The 17,576-nt window shown below is 67.2% G+C and carries 18 protein-coding genes; 12 read left to right on the top strand and 6 right to left on the bottom strand.

From position 1 onward, the window contains the following. The first annotated feature begins 36 nt into the window (after positions 1–36). The 10 genes from VMT65_RS37615 to VMT65_RS37570 all read left to right on the top strand — a co-directional run bounded on the left by VMT65_RS37615 (position 37) and on the right by VMT65_RS37570 (position 10,000). Entirely contained in the window at positions 37–999 is a 963-nt protein-coding gene (locus VMT65_RS37615; protein ID WP_326313518.1) for a TIGR02234 family membrane protein, read from the top strand. Positions 1,000–1,148: 149 nt separating this feature from the next. Then, positions 1,149–1,967 (top strand): indole-3-glycerol phosphate synthase TrpC, encoded by an 819-nt coding sequence (trpC, locus tag VMT65_RS37610; RefSeq protein WP_326313517.1) that lies wholly within the window; start codon positions 1,149–1,151, stop codon positions 1,965–1,967. A 59-nt stretch (positions 1,968–2,026) separates the two neighbouring features. Next, the gene (gene trpB, locus VMT65_RS37605; RefSeq protein ID WP_326313572.1) at positions 2,027–3,262 is read left to right on the top strand and encodes a tryptophan synthase subunit beta; all 1,236 of its coding nucleotides are present in this window, start codon (positions 2,027–2,029) and stop codon (positions 3,260–3,262) included. Continuing rightward, on the top strand, positions 3,259–4,059 hold the full coding sequence (gene trpA / locus VMT65_RS37600) for a tryptophan synthase subunit alpha (protein WP_326313516.1): 801 nt from the start codon (positions 3,259–3,261) through the stop codon (positions 4,057–4,059). Before trpB ends, trpA begins: the two co-directional genes overlap by 4 nt. 201 nt (positions 4,060–4,260) lie before the next feature. Next, positions 4,261–5,406: a prolipoprotein diacylglyceryl transferase gene (gene lgt, locus VMT65_RS37595; protein WP_326313515.1), complete on the top strand. Its 1,146-nt coding sequence runs from the start codon at positions 4,261–4,263 to the stop codon at positions 5,404–5,406. Positions 5,407–5,456: 50 nt separating this feature from the next. Beyond that, complete coding sequence (locus VMT65_RS37590) at positions 5,457–5,924, top strand: TM2 domain-containing protein (RefSeq protein WP_326313514.1); 468 nt, start codon at positions 5,457–5,459, stop codon at positions 5,922–5,924. Positions 5,925–6,112: 188 nt separating this feature from the next. Next, positions 6,113–6,871, top strand: a complete 759-nt coding sequence (locus tag VMT65_RS37585) for a transporter substrate-binding domain-containing protein (protein WP_326313513.1) — start codon at positions 6,113–6,115, stop codon at positions 6,869–6,871. Between the two features lie 20 nt (positions 6,872–6,891). Next, entirely contained in the window at positions 6,892–7,560 is a 669-nt protein-coding gene (locus tag VMT65_RS37580) for an amino acid ABC transporter permease (protein WP_326313512.1), read from the top strand. A gap of 90 nt (positions 7,561–7,650) precedes the next feature. Further along, entirely contained in the window at positions 7,651–9,075 is a 1,425-nt protein-coding gene (gene pyk / locus VMT65_RS37575) for a pyruvate kinase (protein ID WP_326313511.1), read from the top strand. A 61-nt stretch (positions 9,076–9,136) separates the two neighbouring features. Beyond that, positions 9,137–10,000 (top strand): acyl-CoA thioesterase, encoded by an 864-nt coding sequence (locus VMT65_RS37570; RefSeq protein WP_326313571.1) that lies wholly within the window; start codon positions 9,137–9,139, stop codon positions 9,998–10,000. A 58-nt stretch (positions 10,001–10,058) separates the two neighbouring features. Here VMT65_RS37570 and VMT65_RS37565 read toward each other — a convergent pair whose 3' ends face one another. The 4 genes from VMT65_RS37565 to VMT65_RS37550 all read right to left on the bottom strand — a co-directional run bounded on the left by VMT65_RS37565 (position 10,059) and on the right by VMT65_RS37550 (position 12,489). Next, entirely contained in the window at positions 10,059–10,421 is a 363-nt protein-coding gene (locus VMT65_RS37565; RefSeq protein WP_326313510.1) for a hypothetical protein, read from the bottom strand. A 198-nt stretch (positions 10,422–10,619) separates the two neighbouring features. Continuing rightward, positions 10,620–11,309, bottom strand: a complete 690-nt coding sequence (locus VMT65_RS37560) for an arsenate reductase/protein-tyrosine-phosphatase family protein (protein WP_326313509.1) — start codon at positions 11,307–11,309, stop codon at positions 10,620–10,622. Positions 11,310–11,452: 143 nt separating this feature from the next. Then, the gene (locus tag VMT65_RS37555; RefSeq protein ID WP_326313508.1) at positions 11,453–12,025 is read right to left on the bottom strand and encodes a monooxygenase family protein; all 573 of its coding nucleotides are present in this window, start codon (positions 12,023–12,025) and stop codon (positions 11,453–11,455) included. Positions 12,026–12,171: 146 nt separating this feature from the next. Continuing rightward, entirely contained in the window at positions 12,172–12,489 is a 318-nt protein-coding gene (locus VMT65_RS37550; protein ID WP_326313507.1) for a hypothetical protein, read from the bottom strand. A 325-nt stretch (positions 12,490–12,814) separates the two neighbouring features. On the opposite strand from VMT65_RS37550, the gene VMT65_RS37545 reads away from it, so the two are divergent. Both VMT65_RS37545 and VMT65_RS37540 read left to right on the top strand, forming a co-directional pair. Next, positions 12,815–14,266 (top strand): MFS transporter, encoded by a 1,452-nt coding sequence (locus VMT65_RS37545; protein ID WP_326313506.1) that lies wholly within the window; start codon positions 12,815–12,817, stop codon positions 14,264–14,266. 130 nt (positions 14,267–14,396) lie between these two features. After that, positions 14,397–15,143, top strand: coding sequence for a ferritin-like domain-containing protein (locus tag VMT65_RS37540; protein WP_326313505.1), 747 nt, complete (start codon positions 14,397–14,399; stop codon positions 15,141–15,143). A gap of 51 nt (positions 15,144–15,194) precedes the next feature. Here VMT65_RS37540 and VMT65_RS37535 read toward each other — a convergent pair whose 3' ends face one another. Together VMT65_RS37535 and VMT65_RS37530 are read right to left on the bottom strand one after the other, a co-directional pair. Beyond that, on the bottom strand, positions 15,195–16,124 hold the full coding sequence (locus tag VMT65_RS37535) for a serine/threonine-protein kinase (protein ID WP_326313504.1): 930 nt from the start codon (positions 16,122–16,124) through the stop codon (positions 15,195–15,197). A gap of 25 nt (positions 16,125–16,149) precedes the next feature. Then, a complete protein-coding gene (locus VMT65_RS37530) occupies positions 16,150–17,412 on the bottom strand; it encodes an MFS transporter (RefSeq protein WP_326313503.1) in 1,263 nt (420 codons plus the stop codon). Positions 17,413–17,576: the final 164 nt, after the last annotated feature.

The raw sequence follows: 17,576 nt of genomic DNA, 5'->3' as shown, positions 1-17,576 counted from the left end.
CCGGCGGCGAACGGCAGCGCGAATTCCCCTGCGGCCGTGCCCGACTCGACGCAGGCCGACGCCGTGCAGGCGGCGAGCCCGCATGCGGGAGCGAAGGCCGACGCCCTTGCCGCGGGCTCGGATCACGCGACCCCGACGCGCGAAAATGCCACTGCCGCCGCCGATTCGAGCGCATCCGCCGCGGCGGATACCGACGCCGCGCGCATCGCCGAGCGGGCGAGGGCGGCCGATCTGGCCGAGGCCGAGGCCAATTCCGCTGCGGCGGCAGCCGAGGCCCGCACGGCGGGGGCTGCGAAGAAGCCGCGGCCGATCGTGGCGGTCGCGCTGCTCGCGGTGGCGGCGGCGCTGCTGTGGGTGTCCTCGCGGATGAACTGGGCCAGCATCGAGATCACCTCCGACTACGGCCTGCCCCGGCACAAGGATCTCAACGGCGGTGTCTGGTTCGGGGCGTTGACCCCGCTGGCCCTGGCGTTCCTGGCCACCATCGCGGCCGTGTTCGCCACCCACGGTTGGTGGCGGCGCGGTGTCGGCGTGGTGGTCGCGGTGCTGGCGGCGGTGTCCGCGGTGCCCGCGTATGCCCTGCTCGTGCACAAGGGCACGGGCGAGCGCGCGGCCCGGCTGGCCGAACTGCACGGCGGTGATCACGCCGGTCGGGTGACGACCTCCGGGCTGCCCGCGGTGGTGTGTCTGGCCGGTGCGGTGGCCGCGTTCGCGGCGGGTCTGCTGCTGGCCCGGCAGTCCTCGGCCGCCCCTCGCATGTCCGGAAAGTACGACAATCCGGCCAATCGGAAGCTGTCGGCGGCCGAGCAGGTTGCCGCGCATCACGCCCGTGTCCGCGATGCGGAATCCGCATCACAGCCCGCCACCGAGGGTCAGCTCTCGGGCCGCGTGCTCTGGGACGCGCTCGACGAAGGTGTCGATCCCACCGACGATGAAACCAATCACCCTGCCGCGCACGATGATCCAGACAACAGGGGACAGCGCGGCAACCATCACTGAGCAGGGTCGGGGATCGGCAGCGCAGCCGACTCCAGCCCCGCTGTCAAGCACGGGAACATAGCCATTTACTCTTTATCAGCAGCGGTGAGACAGCGCCTGGGGGGATTCTCAGGCAGCAAGTCCGTCTCCCCAGAAAGGATTCGAGCCAGATGACGGTACTCGACTCGATTCTCGACGGGGTCCGCGCGGATGTGGCCGCACGGGAAGCCCTCCTGGATTTCCAGGCCGTGAAGGCGGCCGCCGCGAAGGCCCAGTCCCCGCGTGACGCCAAGGCCGCCTTGCACGCGGAGGGAATCGGTGTGATCGCCGAGGTGAAGCGCGCCAGCCCCTCGAAGGGCGAGCTCGCGGACATCCCGAACCCCGCCGACCTGGCCCGCGCCTACGAGGACGGCGGCGCGCGCATCATCAGCGTGCTGACCGAACAGCGCCGCTTCCACGGTTCGCTCGCCGATCTGGACGCGGTCCGCGCCGCGGTGGACATCCCGGTGCTGCGCAAGGACTTCATTGTCGGCCCGTACCAGATTCACGAGGCCCGCGCCCACGGCGCGGACGTGATCCTGCTGATCGTGGCCGCCCTGGAACAGGATGTGCTGTCCTCGCTCATCGACCGCACCGAATCGCTCGGCATGACCGCGCTGGTCGAGGTGCACACCGAGGAGGAGGCCGACCGCGCCCTCGAGGCCGGGGCCAGTGTGATCGGCGTGAACGCCCGCAATCTCAAGACCCTCGAGGTGGATCGGGATGTGTTCGCGCGCATCGCCCCCGGCCTGCCCAGTGAGGTGATCCGGGTGGCCGAGTCCGGCATTCGCGGCACCGCGGACCTGCTGGCCTACGCCGGTGCGGGCGCGGACGCCGTGCTCGTCGGCGAGGGCCTGGTGACCAGCGGCGACCCGCGCGCCGCGGTGGCCGAACTGGTGACCGCCGGAACCCACCCTTCGTGCCCGAAGCCGGTTCGCCGGGGACGGTGAAAGAGCCGATGACACAGACCGAAAAGCTTTCTGGCAAGAACACTCTGGGCTTGCCGCAGATGAGCGACGGCGTCGCGCACAAGAGCCACGAACCCGATCTGGGCGGGCACTTCGGCGTGTACGGCGGCCGCCACGTGCCCGAGGCGTTGATGGCGGTGATCGAGGAGGTCACCGCCGAATACGACAAGTGCCGGGTGGATCCCAACTTCCTCGACGAGCTCGATCGCCTGCAGCGCGACTACACCGGGCGGCCCTCGCCGGTGTTCGAGTGCAAGAACCTGGCCCAGCACGCCGGTGGCGCGCGAATCTTCCTGAAGCGGGAAGACCTGAACCACACCGGTTCTCACAAAATCAACAATGTGCTCGGTCAGGTGCTGCTGGCCAAGCGCATGAACAAGACCCGGGTGATCGCCGAGACCGGCGCGGGCCAGCACGGCGTGGCCACCGCCACCGCGTGCGCGTTGCTGGGCATCGAATGCGTCATCTACATGGGCGCGGTCGACACCGTGCGCCAGCAGTTGAACGTGGCCCGCATGCGGCTGCTCGGGGCCGAAGTCATCAGTGTGACAACGGGTTCGCAGACGCTCAAGGACGCCATCAACGAGGCGCTGCGCGACTGGGTCACCAATGCCGAGGCCACCTACTACTGCTTCGGCACCGCGGCGGGCCCGCACCCGTTCCCGCTCATGGTGCGCGACTTCCAGCGCATCATCGGCCTGGAGGCGCGCCAGCAGATCCAGGCGCACACCGGCCATCTGCCCGACGCCGTAACCGCCTGTGTCGGTGGCGGTTCCAATGCCATCGGCATCTTCCACGCCTTCATCGACGATCCGGGCGTGCGCCTGATCGGCTACGAGGCCGCGGGCGACGGTGTCGAAACCGGCCGTCACGCCGCGACTTTCACCGGTGGCACGCCGGGCGCGTTCCAGGGCGCGTACTCGTACCTGCTGCAGGACGAGGACGGACAGACCCTCGATTCCCATTCCATCTCAGCGGGTTTGGACTATCCGGGCGTCGGTCCGGAGCACGCGTTCCTCAAGGACATCGGCCGGGCGGAGTACTACCCGATCACCGATACCGAGGCCATGGACGCGCTGCTGCTGCTCAGCCGCGCCGAGGGCATCATCCCGGCCATCGAGTCCGCGCACGCCGTGGCGGGCGCTATCAAGCTCGGGCGGGAGCTCGGCGAGGGCAAGATCATTCTGGTGAACCTGTCCGGCCGCGGTGACAAGGACATGGACACGGCCGCCCAGTGGTTCGGGCTGTTCGACAAGCCCGAGGGGGAAGCGAAGTGAACCAGCAGTCCCGACTCGCGAGCACCTTCGCGGCTTGCCGCGAGGAGAACCGCGCCGCCCTCATCGGCTACCTGCCCGCCGGCTACCCGGATGTGCAGGGCTCCATCGACGTGTGCCGCACCATGGTCGAATCCGGTTGCGACGTCATCGAAGTCGGCGTCGCCTACTCCGATCCGGTGATGGACGGCCCGACCATCCAGCGCGCCGCCGAGCAGGCCCTTGCGAACGGCGTCCGGGTGCGCGACGTGTTCAAGGTCGTGGAGGCCATCTCCCAGGCGGGCGGCAAGGCCGTCGTCATGACCTACTGGAATCCGGTGCTCAAGTACGGCGTGGACACCTTCTCCCGCGATCTCGCGGCGGCGGGCGGCCTCGGCCTGATCACCCCGAACCTGATTCCGGAGGAGGCCGACGACTGGTTCGTGGCGTCCTCCACCCACAACCTGGATCGCATCTTCCTGGTCGCCCCGTCCTCGACCGAGGAGCGACTGGTCAAAACCCTCGAAGCCAGCAAGGGTTTCGTGTACGCGGCCTCCACCATGGGCGTCACCGGCGCGCGCGACGCGGTCTCGTCCATGGCACCGGCCCTGTGCGCCCGCATTCGCGCCCACTCCGATATTCCGATCGGCGTCGGCCTGGGTGTGCGCAATGGCGAGCAGGCGGCCGAAATCGCTTCCTACGCCGACGGTGTCATTGTCGGCTCGGCCCTGGTGACCGCCGCGGCGCAGGGCCTGGACGCGGTCGCCAAACTGACCGAGGAATTGGCGCAGGGCGTGCGCTCGGCACCGGTTTCCTCGTAACACCGCGAGTTCCAGAAGGGCGCGTACCGAATTCGGTGCGCGCCCTTTCTCGTGAATTCCGCGTCTCGTGAATTCCGCGCCGGCCCCTTCGTATATCCCTTGCGTTACCGGGCTATCGACCGGTTACCGAACTACCGGCCGGTCGCGGCGCGTCGACCTCCGGCGGCGCGCCGTGGTCGGTTTCGGCTACGGTGGGGACTCGTGACCTTACGGACCCTTGCCGACAGTGCCGGCGCCGACGTGTTGGCCTACATCCCCAGCCCGCCGCGCGGCGTCTGGAACATCGGCCCGTTCCCGCTGCGGGCGTACGCGATCTGCATCATCCTCGGCATCGTCGCGGCCATCTGGCTGGGCGAGAAGCGCTGGGTCCAGCGCGGCGGGCAGTCGGGCATGGTGCTCGACGTGGCCATGTTCGCGGTGCCCTTCGGCCTGATCGGCGGGCGGCTCTACCACGTGGCCACCGACTGGCAGAAGTACTTCGGCGCTAACGGTCACCCCATGAACGCGCTCAAGATCTGGGAGGGCGGTCTCGGCATCTGGGGCGCGGTGCTGCTGGGCGGCATCGGCGCGTGGATCGGGTGCCGGGTGTACCGGATTCCCTTGCCCGCCTTCGGCGATGCCATCGCGCCGGGCATTCTGCTGGCCCAGGCCATCGGCCGCCTCGGCAACTACTTCAACCAGGAGCTCTACGGCCGCCAGACCACCATGCCGTGGGGTCTGGAGATCTTCGTCCGCTACGACCACAGCGGCGGCGTGGACATGATGAACGGCACCGCCGCGGGCGCGGCCGAGAAGATCGTTCAGCCGACGTTCCTGTACGAGCTGATCTGGAACCTGATCGGGGTGGCGATCCTGCTGTACGTGGATCGCAAGTACCGCATCGGCCACGGCCGCCTGTTCGCGCTGTACGTGGCCATCTACTGCTTCGGCCGGTTCTTCGTCGAGCTGCTGCGCGACGACGAGGCCACCCACATTCTCGGGCTGCGGGTGAACACCTTCACCTCGGCGATCGTGTTCGTCTGCGCCGTGGCCTATTTCCTGTTCGCGACCAAGGGGCGGGAGACGGCCGAGCAGTTGCGGCCGGGAATCGAGCGGCCGTGGCCGTGGCAGATCGGCGCGCTGCGGGCCTTCGGCGCGGCGGGCGCGGCGGCCGAAACCGCCACGGAAACGGACGATTCCGACAAATCAGAGGTATCCGAAGGGGATACCGGGTCCGAATCTCCTACGCCCGGCAACGAATCCGAGACGGAGCGCGATAACTCCTCCGAATCCGGCGGTTCCGAGCCGGAGGGCAAGGAGTCTGCTGACCAGGCGAAAACCGTCGAGTCCGGCAAGAATGGCTCCTGACCTTTTGGGCCGTTCCACGGGGGGACGGTCCGCGATTCAGGAGGACGCGAGTGACCGACCCATTCAACAAGCAGCCCGGTCAGGACGGACCGCAGTACGGCGCGCCCGGCACCGGGCCGCAGTACGGCCAGCCCTACGGTGAGCCGCAGCCCTACGGTCAGCAGCCGTACCCCGGGCAGGGACCCCAGGGCTTCGGTCAGCCGGCGCAGCCCTACGGCCAGCAGCCCGCGCCCTTCGGCGCACCCGGGCCCGCGGGTCCCTACGGCGGCGATCCGGAAGCGCCGTACGGCCGCGACCCGTTCGGAGTTCCGTTGTCGGACAAGAGCAAGCTGACCGCGGGCCTGCTGCAGCTGCTCATCGGCGGCTTCGGCATCGGCCGCTTCTACCTGGGCTACACCACCATCGGCGTGCTGCAGCTGGTCACCTGCGGCGGCTGCGGCATCTGGGCCCTGATCGACGGCATCCTCATCCTCACCGGCAAGGTCCCGGACCCGCAGGGGCGTCCGCTGCGCGATTAAGAGCGACACTTCGGCAACGTGCGGCCGTCACTCGATCGAGTGACGGCCGCACGCGCATATCATCGGGCCGGATCCGCTACAAGGTTTTCGCGCAAGATGATGGTTGCCGTGCCACCCGGTCGGTTCGCGGCGTACCCTTTGTCGGTTGTTTGTCGCGTGGTCACCCACGCCCGAGGAGAGGTCCCTTCGTGCGCCGTAAGCTCGCCGCCGTCATGCTCGCCGTAGTCGCCGCCGCGGGGCTCGTCGCGTGCAGCTCCAGCAAGAACGACGCCAATGTCCTGAAGGTCGGCACCGAGGGCAACTACTCCCCGTTCACCTACCAGGACAACGGTGGCACCCTCACCGGCTACGACATCGACGTGATCAAGGCCGTCGGCGACAAGATCGGCAAGAAGATCGAGTTCACCACCGCCCCCTGGGACTCGCTGTTCGCCGCGCTGGAGTCCAAGCGCGTGGACCTCATCGCCAACCAGGTCACCGTCAAACCCGAACGCGAGCAGAAGTATTCGCTCTCCCAGCCCTACACCGTCTCCGAGGGCGTCATCGTCACCAAGACCGGCAATGACGGCATCCACACCCTCGCCGACCTGAACGGCAAGACCTGCGCCCAGTCCGAGACCAGCAACTGGGCCGACGTCGCCAAGCAGGCGGGCTGCAAGGTCGAGGCCATTCCGGGCTTCGTCGAGGCCACTCAGCTGCTCAAGACCGGCCGCGCCGACGCCACCGTCAACGACACCCTCGCGGTGAACGCCTACACCAAGGCGCAGGGCACCGGCACCATCCAGATCGTCGGCAAGACCGGTGAGACCTCCAAGCAGGCCTTCGCCGCCCGCAAGGACGAGCAGGCGCTGACCGATCAGATCAACAAGGCCCTCGACGAGCTGCGCGCCGACGGCACCCTCGCCAAGATCTCGGACAAGTACTTCGGCACCGACGTCAGCAAGTAAGCCGCACAGGGCCATTCGACATGGACGACGCCACCTGGGCGCTGGTCAGACACAACCTGTGGCCGATGCTGCAGGCCACGGTCGACAAGACGCTGCCGCTGACGGCCATCAGCTTCGTGATCGGGCTGGCCATCGCCCTGTTCGTGGCGTTGGCCCGCATGTCGAGCGTGTGGCCGCTGTCGGCGGCCGCGCGCTTCTACATCTCGATCATTCGCGGGACGCCGCTGCTGGTGCAGCTGTTCATCATCTTCTTCGGCCTGCCCGCCTTCGATATCGTGCTGAAGCCGTTTCCGGCCGCGATCATCGCCTTCAGCCTCAATGTGGGTGGGTACGCGGCCGAAATCATTCGCGCCGCGATCCTTTCGGTCGCGCACGGGCAGTGGGAGGCGTCCTACTCGGTCGGCATGAGCTACGCGCAGGCGCTGCGGCTGGTGGTGCTGCCGCAGGCCGCGCGCATCGCGGTGCCGCCGCTGTCGAACACCTTGATCTCCTTGGTGAAGGACACCTCGCTGGCGTCCACCATCCTGGTCACCGAGTTGCTGCGTACCGCGCAGATGGCCGCCGCGCCGACCTTCGACTTCTTCGCGCTGTATGGGGTTGCCGCAATTTACTACTGGGTAATATGTCTGGTCCTCGGATTCGGTCAAACCCGCTTGGAGACCCGGCTGGCCAGGCACGTCGCCCGTTGACCTGCTGTTAACTGAACGGCTGCTTACGAGAACCGTATATGTGTGTGCCGGGGTCGGCATGAGGGTTGTCACAGGTCTAGGGTTTAGGGCGTGATGCGACGAACGAAGATTGTGTGCACCCTCGGGCCAGCAGTGTCATCCGAGGACCGGATTCGTGAGCTCGTCGAAAGTGGCATGGACGTTGCGCGCCTGAACTTCAGCCACGGCGAGCACTCAGATCATGCCGAGAACTACAAGAAGGTGCGTGCGGCCAGCGATACCGCCGGTCGCGCTGTCGGCATCCTCGCCGACCTGCAGGGACCGAAGATCCGGCTGGGCCGGTTCGAGGGCGATGGCAAGACCGTGTGGAACACGGGCGAGGAAGTCCGAATCACCGTCGACGACATCATCGGCACTCATGACCGGGTTTCCACTACCTACAAACACCTCGCCAAGGACGCCAAGCCCGGCGACCGGCTGCTCGTGGACGACGGCAAGGTCGGGCTGACCGTGCTGCGCGTCGAGGACAACGACGTGGTCTGCACCGTCACCGAGGGCGGCCCCGTCTCCAACAACAAGGGCGTCTCGCTGCCCGGCATGGACGTGTCCGTGCCCGCGCTGTCCGAAAAGGACATCGACGACCTGGAATTCGCCCTGAAGCTGGGCGTGGACTTCATCGCGCTGTCCTTCGTGCGCTCGCCCTCCGATGTGGAGCTGGTGCACGACATCATGGATCGCGTGGGCCGCCGGGTGCCGGTCATCGGCAAGCTCGAAAAGCCCGAAGCCATCGACAATTTGGAGGCCATCGTGCTGGCCTTCGACGCCATCATGGTCGCCCGCGGCGACCTCGGCGTGGAGCTGCCGCTCGAGCAGGTGCCGCTGGTGCAGAAGCGCGCGGTGCAGATGGCGCGCGAGAACGCCAAGCCGGTCATCGTGGCCACCCAGATGCTGGAGTCCATGATCACCAACTCGCGCCCGACCCGCGCCGAGGCCTCCGACGTGGCCAACGCGGTGCTCGACGGTGCGGACGCGGTCATGCTCTCCGGCGAGACCTCGGTCGGCGACTACCCGATCGAGGCCGTGCGCACCATGGCCCGCATCGTGCACGCCGTGGAATCGGAGTCCTCGACCCGGGTTCCGCCGCTGACCCACGTGCCGCGGACCAAGCGCGGTGTCATCTCCTACGCCGCCCGCGACATCGGTGAGCGCCTGAATGCCAAAGCGCTGGTTGCCTTCACGCAGTCCGGTGACACGGTGCGCCGCCTGGCTCGCCTGCACACCCCGCTGCCGCTGCTGGCCTTCACGCCGCAGCCCGCGATTCGTAGTCAGCTGGCCTTGACGTGGGGCGTGGAAACGTTCATCGTTCCTCCCGTGGGCACGACCGACGAGATGATCCACCAGGTGGACAACGCGTTGCTCTCGATCGGCCGGTACAAGAAGGGTGACCTGGTGGTCATCGTGGCCGGTTCGCCGCCGGGTACTGTCGGGTCCACCAACCTGATCCACGTGCATCGCATCGGCGAGGAGGACCACTAGTTTGAGTGCGTCGCTGGACGAGACGTCTTCGGACGTCGTCGCGGACCCGGAGGGGCCCGGTCTGACCGAAGATCTGCGCGAGCTACTACGCCTGCTCGATCTCGAGGAGAACGGCCCCGACATCTTCCTCGGACATCATCCCGAGAAGGTGTGGAGCCGCACGTTCGGCGGCCAGCTGGTCGCGCAGGCGATCATCGCCGCGGGCCGCACGGTGGGCCCGGAGCGTCCGATCCACGCGATCAACGCGCACTTCGTGCGCGGCGGAGATCCCAAGGCGCCGATCGAATATCACGTCGATCGGCACCGGGACGGGCGCTCCATCGCCAACCGCACGGTGACGGCGTATCAGGACGGGCAGGAGCTGTTCGTCATGCTCGCCGCGTTCCAGGACTGGGGTAAGGGGCTCGAGCACGGCGCGCCCCTGCCCGATGTCCCCGGCCCGGAAGGCCTTCCGCGCGTGGAAGAGTCGTTCGTGGGCATGGAGGACAAGCTCCAGATGTTCATCAACGCACCGCATCCCATCGAGATGCGCTACACCAACGACCCGGCCTGGATTCTCAAGGGCAAGGGCGAGAGCCTCGACTACAACCGGGTGTGGATGCGCACCGACGGCGCGCTGCCCGACGATCCGCTGATTCACGTTGCGGCGCTGGCGTATTCGTCCGACACGACGGTGCTGGACTCGATCGTCACCACGCACGGGCTGTCGTGGGGCTGGGACCGCATCATCGCGGCCACGGTCAACCACTCGATCTGGTTCCACCGGCCGTTCCGCTTCGACGACTGGGCGCTGTACGCGACCGAGTCCCCGGTGGCGGCGGGCTCGCGCGGCCTGGCCCGCGGGCACTTCTACGCCCGCACCGGCGAGCTGCTCGCGACCACCGTGCAGGAAGGCGTGATTCGCCACTTCCCGGCGCGCCGCTGAGACAACGCACTGTCGGGCCGTACCCCTTCGATCGGGTACGGCCCGTTTTGCGTCGTATCTAGATGAGCTCCCGGTTCTCTTCGAGTTCGAAGTTCTCCCGCTGGAGCGCGTGCACGATGTAGGGGACCGGCTCGTCGGCGGACAGTTCCAGCACCAAGCGCTGCTCGAGCTTGGCGATGCCCGCCTTGGTTAGTTGACGGGCCTCGCCCACCAGGCTGAGCGCGATCTCATACGTGCGGCGGTCATCGGGTTCGACGGTGGGATGGTCGAGCCGCCATTGAGTTTCGAGCACCGTGTGCTCGGGTTCGTCGCACTCCACCGGGAGGGTGAAGCGCCACGCGAAGATATCTCGATCGGCGACGTATTCATCGACCACCCGGCACACCGTCTCGGTGACGCGGTGCAGGGTCTGAGGTGTCACGTAAACATGGAGCGAAACATCCGAAATTCGCTTCGGCATGTCCTTGGTCCTGTTCTTGTGTCGAACCACCGGCAGTGGCGTTCGGCGGAACTGATAGGTGTTCCGCGCGAGAGTGTAATCCCTTACCGGACCAACCCGGCAGCAAGGTGTATTGACACGCGGGAGTTCGGACCGATCGGGTGCTCCCGGGATCGCCTGCTATCCGGCGGATTCCGCCGGGCGGCGGGTCGGTTCGCCTGCCTGACGGTGTGATTCGACCGACTTGGGGTATTCGCCCCGTCGGCTCGGTTCGGCGCGACCGCCGTCGATCACCAGCAGCGGCTGCTGGCCGGTCGCGGCGTCGCGGGGGCGCAGGGTGGCCTGCGGATGCTGATGCGCGTGCAGCGCCAGCAGCAGGGGGACCAGTGCCTCGGCGATCCGGTCGCCGACATCGCAATACTGTTGCGGCGACAGACCGACCGGGTCGGCGATGTTCTCGCGGCCGACATAGGCGAGATCGTCGCGGGCGGCATGCAATCCGAGCACCGTGCGCGCGCCGCTGACCTTCGCGATGCGGTACGCCTCGAGCAGGGTGAAGGTGCGGGGGAGGGCCTCGGGCACGAGATCGCGCACCTGGTCGCGAATCTTGTCGGTCATGGTGAGCACCAGGTCGGCGCGGTGCACCATGTCCGCCTTGAGGCGGCGGGCCTTGAAGTTGTCGGCGTTTCCGCCGAGTCCCACAATCGTCTGTGCGGCAAGGGGTTCCACCGGGAATCCGACCAAGGCTCGAACACCGGCACTCTCGGCGGATAGCTCCTGTAGTCCGTGTTCAGCGGCCACCGCCAGGGTCAGGCGTTCGGCAATGACGGATCGGCAAACATTTCCGCTGCACACGAACAGCACATGCATGCGGATAACTTATGCTCGCCGTTGTCGCTTCGAAACACTTCCGTGACCGAATCACAGGTTTGGGAGGAAATGTTCATCGCCCGGCCGAATGTCGCTCACCTGTTGTTGGTTCGCGTTCACCGGAGCGTTCGATCCGCTACCCGTCAATGGGCCTGGAATGGAGCATGCCCGTCCGCTTCCGGGAAATCAATAGCCGAATCGGTATTCGTATCCGTCACCCCGTACAACGCGGATTCCGTTACCACGGGCGCGATTTCGGGATCGGCGGCGCGCACCCGCCCCCGGGTCGAGAACAACCGCCCCCGAGCTGGGACGGTGCGGGCGAACCGGGCCAGCCCGGTCGGCGCGGCCATATCGTCGTACACGGAATCGATTCCACCCCTGGCGAAATAGGCCTCGTGCCAGAAACCGGTGCCGCCGGAGTCCTTGAGAAACTGCTGCCACCAGATCCGGTGCGGCTCGGATCGAGTCCACCGTTCGAGGCTTTCGAGATCGCGCCAATACTGTCGCGCGCCCCAATGCGGCGGCCACAGCGACCACACCACATCCTCGTGCGACAAAAGCCCGTCCGGCCGATCTCGATGCGACCGGTACAGCTTGGGTCCGACCCCGAGCAGCCGCAGAATTCCCCGCGGCGTGCGCACCCGCATCCCGAGCAATATCACGACCAGATCCGGATACTCCGACAGATCGGCGGTAACTCTCCGCACCCGCATCCATGACCTCCGCACATCGCGCAATCTCGTGCGGACCTACGTCCCACCCCCGGATCCGGTTCGAAGGCCCACACCTCGGCCTTGTTCTCCAGCCTATGCCCGATGCTCGCTATCGTCCCGCGACCGGGTCTCGAATGTTCGATGGCTTACGTGCTCAAGCGGAGAACGGCCGAGCTGCCCTGGACCGCAACCACCTTCACCGACAGGCCGTTGAGCGAGATCGTTCCGCCGACGCCGGTGGTTCCGGAGACCGGGAAGCCGAACAGGCTCGAGGTGGCGGTGACCGAGCCGGGGGCGATCTGGCCGATCTTCACCGGGCCGCCGAGCCGGGAGTAGCCGGGGATCGGGATGGTGGTGGGGCCGTCGACGCGGATCTCGCAGTTGCCATTGGCGCAGGCGTCGAGATTGGTGCCGTCGGCCGCGGTGGGGAGGCCGGATTTCGTGTCCTTCGGGGCTGTCGTCATGGCCGTTGTCCGCTGTGCCGCCGTGGTTTCCGTGGGTGCGGCGGTGTCCGATGTCTGTGATCCGCATCCGGCGCACAGGGCCGCGATCGTCGCGGCGGCGCACAGCGCGGTCGGCGCGTTCCTCGCCCACGTGCTCATCGGGTTCCGCATGCGACCTCCACCGTGCTCTCGGACTGCGGCCCACCGATCATGCTCGACCGGCCGCCGCCCCGCATTGAAACGTCGATATTTACGACTGACCGTCGGGGGAGATGGGGCCTTGAGAAAAGTGTGCATACGACCGTATGCTTTCTCTGCAACCCCGACAAGTGAAGAGGTTCTCATCGTGGCAACCAGCCATCAGTCGGTCAGTCCTCGGGCGGCGGCGATCGCCGAACCCATTCCGTGGGTGACGATTTCGATCGTCCTGACCGCGCTTTTCATCGCGATTCTCGACTCGTTCATCGTCGTGGTCGCCGATCCGGCGATCGTGGCGGATCTGCACGCCTCCGACGGCGACGTCCAATGGGTGCTCGCCGGTTATCAATTGAGCTATGCGGTCTTCATCATCACCGCCACCCGGCTCGCGGACCTCTACGGCCGCAAACGGATCTTCCTGCTCGGGGTGGCCGTGTTCACGCTGTCCTCGATCGCGTGCGCGGTGTCGCCGAGCGCGGGAATTCTCATCGCCGCCCGCGTCATTCAGGGCTTCGGTGCCGCGCTGATGGTGCCGCAGGTCTTCGCCTACGTCACCGTGCTGGTTCCGGCGGCTCGGCGGCACAGCGTGTACGGCGTGCTCGGTGTCGTCATGGGTATGGCCACGATCGGCGGGCAGGTGATCGGCGGATTGCTGATCGGTGCCAACCTGTTCGACTCCGGTTGGCGTTTGGTGTTCTGGGTGAACGTCCCCATCGGTGTCGTGATGTTCGCGCTGGCGCTGCGGTACGTCCCGAAGACCGCGTCCGCCGCCACCCGCACACTCGACCTACCCGGCGTTCTGGTGTTGAGTGCCGCCCTGTTCTTCCTGGTGCTGCCCTTGATCCAAGGCCAGCAAGCGGGTTGGCCCACCTGGATCTGGCTCTGCTTCGCCGCCAGCGCAATAGCTTTCGGCGTGTTCGTGCTCATCGAACGAAATCTGGAACGCCGAGGCCGCGACCCTCTCCTACCCCTGACCCTCTTCCATCAACGTTCCTTCTCCCTCGGAATCGTTCTGGTGCTGGCCCTCTACGCCCTCATCTACTCCTACTACTTGGTCCTGTCGGTCACCATGCAGCAGGGCCTGGGCCTTTCCGCGCTGGGCGCGGGCCTGGTCTACACCCCCGCCGCCACCGCCTTCTTCATTTTCAGCCAGGTCGCCAGCCGAACCATCCCCCGCTACGGTCGCCGAGTCCTCGAAATCGGCGCGATCATCATGGCTCTCGGCTACCTCTCCACCGCGATCCTGCTGTTCTCCGGCCCCCGAATCACACCGCTGCTCGTGATCCCCACCCTCGTCCTGCAAAGCGTCGGCGGCGGTCTGGTCATCACCCCCGCGCTCAACACCGTCCTCAGCCGCGTCGCACCCGAATCGGCGGGCGTGGCCTCCGGTGCGCTCTCCACCGCTCAACAATGCGGAGGGGCCCTGGGCGTAGCCGTAATCGGCGCAATCTATTTCGCCACCTACCACCCCGACAGCACCGACCCAGCCCCCGCCTCCGCCCACGCCTTCGCGACCGCCTCTCTCGCCACCTTCGTCATCGCCGTCGTAGCCGGAGCCGTCGTCTTCCTACTCCCGAAACAGCCCGCAACCCAACCCTGACGAGGATTCGAGCCCACGCGTCCCCGGATGCGTGGGCTCCACACGATCTCCACATCGCGTCCGCCCGAATCGCACATCGCGTTCCTAGAGTCGAGTTCCGGAACCCATCCGCAACCAGATCGGAACCCTCGTGCGCGAAATCCACGAATTCACGCGGTGGACAACCGAATTCGAAGCCAAGGCCCAAGCCCGCACCCGTGCCGGCGACCCCGACTGGTCCCGCGGCGTCACCCTGCACCCCGCCATCCTCCGCAGCATCCAACGCTTCCAGGTGGGCGAATCCGGCGACGGCGCGAACCTGATGGCCAAGGCCGACCGCGCCGGCGACCCCACCTACGCCGCCGCCGTCCGCCTCTTCATCGCCGAGGAACAAAACCACGCCCGCCTGCTCCTGAACCTCCTCCACGCCGCGGGTCGACAACCCTTGTCCCGCCACTGGACCGACGCGGTCTTCGTCCACCTCCGCCGAGCCCTCGGCCTGCGTCTCGAACTCATGGTCCTCGCGGTAGCCGAGGTCATCGCCGTCCCCTACTACCGATCCCTCCGCGACGGCACCCCCGACGACCTGACCACCCGCACCGCAGCCCTCATCGTCGCCGACGAACAACGCCACATCCCCTTCCACACCGAGCGCCTCCGCCAGGCCTTCGCCCCAACCCCCACCCTGGTACGCCCGCTCGTCCGCGCGGCCTGGTGGACCATCCTCTGCGGCGCGATCACCGTAGTCCTCCTCGACCACGGCCCTGCCCTGCGTCAATTAGGTGTAACCCGAACCGATTTCGCCCGCTCCGCCATTTCTCTGTTTGTCCCGATCTGCGCCACGGTCCTCCCGTGGCGGGGCTGTTCCGGTACGCACCGGAGCAGCCCGGCTCACTAGTAGCAGATGGTGAAGCGGCGCTGGGCGAATCGGGGGAGTCGGCCTGGAAACCTAGCGCGGTCGGAGGGGAATCGTGGCGGCCGCGATCAGGTTGGCGCGCACCGCCGCCGCGGCGGGTACGCCAGCTGTCGCCAGGACGGGAGCGCCCGCCAGCGCATCGGCTGCGGCCCGGGCCAGTTCGCCGCAGGTGGCGAAGCGGTTTCGCGGATGCTTCGCCAGCGCTGTCCGGGTGACATCGTCGAAGGCCGGCGGGAGTTGGTGATTTCGGTCGGTGGGCTTGGGGATCGGGCTGCGCATGTGGGCGAGGACGAGGGCGGGGATGCCGTCGACCGGGTAGGGCAGCTCACCGGTGAGCATGCAGTACAGCATGCAACCGAGTGAGTAGACGTCGGCGCGCCGGCCGACGGTCTCGGGGGACAGGAACCGTTCGGGGGCGACGTATTCGAGCGTGGCCAGGACCTGTTCGGTGTCGGCCGAGGTCCTGATGCCCCACCGGGATTTCGCGATGCCGAAGTCGGTGAGCAGGGCGCGTTCGCGCGGTCGGGTCGCGAGAATCGTGTTCGCGGGCTTCACATCTCGGTGCAGGACCCCGGTGTCGTGGGCGAAGTCGAGGGCGTCGGCTATTTCCAGGGTGATGCGCACGGCGCGTTCGGGTTCGAGCGCGCCGCGGCGCAGCGTGGCGGACAGGTCGGTGCCCTCGATGTAGACCATGGCGATCCACATGCGCCCCGCGTCCTGTCCGCGGGCGTGAATGGGGACGATATTCGGGTGCACCAGCTGTGCGACGAGATTCGCCTCCCGCCAGAAGCGTTCGCGCAGACCCTTGTCCTTGCTGGCCCGGGCATTGAGCACCTTCAGCGCGACCTGCCGCGGCAGGTTGGGGTCCTTCGCCTGGTAGACCTCGCCCATGCCGCCGCGGCCCAGCAGTCTCACGATGCGGTAGCCGGCGAAGATCTCACCGGGCCGGAGCACGGTTCCCATGCCGGGTGTCCTTCGCGGGGTCGATTCAGCGCAGCGGCTTGCCGAGCGTTTCGGGCAGGCCGAACAGCGCCAGCACCGCGAGCGCGTAGCCGAGCGCGCCGAAGAGCATCGCGCCCGCCAGGCCGAGGGTCGTCGAGGCCAGATAGCCCACGGCCGTGGGGAATACGGCGCCCACGCCGCGGCCGAAGTTGTAGACGAATCCCTGGCCGGTGCCGCGCTGCGGGGTCGGGAACAGCTCGGCGAGATAGGAGCCGAAGCCGGAGAAAATGGCCGAGGTCGAGAATCCCAGCGGCACACCGAGCAACAGCACCAGTGTGTTCGCGCCGTGGGGGACCTGGATGTAGCCGACCATGAAGATCACCGACAGCAGGGCGAAGAGCTGGATATTGCGCTTGCGGCCGATGCGATCGGTGAGCACGCTGCCGGTGAGGTAGCCGAGGAAGGCGCCACCGATCAGCAGAAACAGATAGCCGCCGGTGCCCACCACGGTGAGATGACGGCTCTTCTTCAGATAGGTGGGCAGCCAGGTCGCCAGGGTGTAGTAGCCGCCCTGCACCCCGGTGGCCATGATCGCCGCGAAAACGGTTGTGCGCCAGAGTTCCCGGCCGAACAGCGATTGAATGCGGCCGCGCTCGCCGACGGTCCGTTGCACCGTGGCGATCTCGGCGTCGCCGACATTGCGGCGCACCCAGATGATCAGCAGTGCGGGCATGGCACCGGTGATGAACAGCGCCCGCCACGCGGTCGCCGGATCGAACACCTGGAACAGGACGGTGTACACGCACACCGCCAGTCCCCAACCGACCGCCCACGCGCTCTGCACGAAACCCACGGTCCGGCCGCGGTATTCGGGGCGGGAGTACTCCGCCACCAGGACCGCACCGGCCGCCCATTCACCGCCGAACCCGAGGCCCTGCAGCGCCCGGAAGACGAGCAATGACGGGTAATCCCAGGCGAATCCGCAGGCGACGGTGAACAACGCGTAGACCGCGATGGTGATTTGCAGGGTGCGGACCCGGCCGATGCGATCGGCGAGCACGCCCGCCGCCGCGCCCCCGACCGCCGACAGCACCAGCGTCACGGTGGTGAGCAGACCGGCCTGACCGGTGCTGATGGCGAAATAGGATGTGATCGCCGCCAGCGCCAGTGGCAGCACTTGAAAGTCGTAGGAATCCATGCCGTAGCCACCGAACGCGCCGAAGAAGGCACGCTTGCCGGTGGCGCTCAGAGAGCGGAACCATTCGAAAGGTCGCCCGGAAACCTCGGCGGCAGTTGATATTTCGGTCATGATGACCCCCCTCGGGTGCATCACAGGGCGGGTGTGATAGGCATCTCATTCTAGGAATCGTTGAACGATCCTGCAATACGGCGATCCAATCGTCGTCCGATCCGGCGCGAGGGGCGTAATCTTGACGGGTACCCAGGTGAGTCGTGGACTCGAGGAGGATGCGT

The organism is Nocardia sp. CDC153 (assembly GCF_035818515.1).
Taxonomy (GTDB): domain Bacteria; phylum Actinomycetota; class Actinomycetes; order Mycobacteriales; family Mycobacteriaceae; genus Nocardia.
This window is presented reverse-complemented; position numbering and strand designations above follow the sequence as displayed.

What these genes read in the sequence shown, in the direction of transcription:
- VMT65_RS37560 (WP_326313509.1), bottom strand. Translation starts at nt 11,309, where the DNA reads ATGCATGTGCTGTTCGTGTGCAGCGGAAATGTTTGCCGATCCGTCATT.
- trpC (WP_326313517.1), top strand. Translation starts at nt 1,149, where the DNA reads ATGACGGTACTCGACTCGATTCTCGACGGGGTCCGCGCGGATGTGGCC.
- VMT65_RS37550 (WP_326313507.1), bottom strand. Translation starts at nt 12,489, where the DNA reads ATGACGACAGCCCCGAAGGACACGAAATCCGGCCTCCCCACCGCGGCC.
- VMT65_RS37535 (WP_326313504.1), bottom strand. Translation starts at nt 16,124, where the DNA reads ATGGGAACCGTGCTCCGGCCCGGTGAGATCTTCGCCGGCTACCGCATC.
- trpB (WP_326313572.1), top strand. Translation starts at nt 2,027, where the DNA reads ATGAGCGACGGCGTCGCGCACAAGAGCCACGAACCCGATCTGGGCGGG.
- VMT65_RS37530 (WP_326313503.1), bottom strand. Translation starts at nt 17,412, where the DNA reads ATGACCGAAATATCAACTGCCGCCGAGGTTTCCGGGCGACCTTTCGAA.
- VMT65_RS37555 (WP_326313508.1), bottom strand. Translation starts at nt 12,025, where the DNA reads ATGCGGGTGCGGAGAGTTACCGCCGATCTGTCGGAGTATCCGGATCTG.
- VMT65_RS37580 (WP_326313512.1), top strand. Translation starts at nt 6,892, where the DNA reads ATGGACGACGCCACCTGGGCGCTGGTCAGACACAACCTGTGGCCGATG.